The sequence below is a fragment of the Cupriavidus cauae genome (genome assembly GCF_008632125.1).
In the GTDB taxonomy this organism is placed as follows: domain Bacteria; phylum Pseudomonadota; class Gammaproteobacteria; order Burkholderiales; family Burkholderiaceae; genus Cupriavidus; species Cupriavidus cauae.
In genome coordinates, this window is sequence record NZ_VWRN01000055.1 from 1 (window position 1) to 657 (window position 657).

The 657-nt window shown below is 64.1% G+C and carries 1 pseudogene; it reads right to left on the bottom strand.

The window, feature by feature from the left end:
- Positions 1-355, bottom strand: a pseudogene (locus F1599_RS22050) (ATP-binding protein); the annotation flags it as partial.
- Positions 356-657: the final 302 nt, after the last annotated feature.

Genomic DNA, 657 nt, shown 5'->3' on the forward strand with positions numbered 1-657 from the left:
AGGCCGCCTCGACCCGCTTGGGCACCTTGGCCGGGTTGACGAACTCGAAGTGCGACGCCATCAGAATCTGATGCCAGAACGCCGCTTCGTTGGAATGACTGTCGGGGCGTCGGCTCCATACCACCAGGGGCACGACTGCGCTAAATCGCTCCTCCAGCACCTTGCCGACATACCACTGCACGCAACGCGACTTGCCGAGCCGCGACGCACCATAGATATAGCCGCCCGGGCGCTGCTGATCGATCCATTCGCCCATCTGCTCGATCATGGCATGCATCGGCGGCGTGTAGATCGCATACTGCTTGGTCACAATGCAGTGACGCGGATCGATGCGCTCGGGCAGCGAGAACGACACGTTCTACTCCGTTCGCGCCATGCGCCGCGGGGGAAGCTCACCCTTCCCATCCGTGCCCGGGTCACCGGTTGTGTCAGCCCGTGTCACGGCCGGCGCGACCTCGGGCGCCTCCCCACCTCGGGATGACCCGCCGCGACCGCGCTCCAGCGCGGCATCAAGCATCACGGCGCCAATGGGGGTCGTCTCAGAAAACGGAAAAAATCGTACGCTAAGACCCGGAGAGCGGACGTAGCGGCCTGAACTTCCCCGCGCCGATCTTGGCGCTGCTACGCCAGAGGTAATCGCCGGTCAGGTTGATGTGT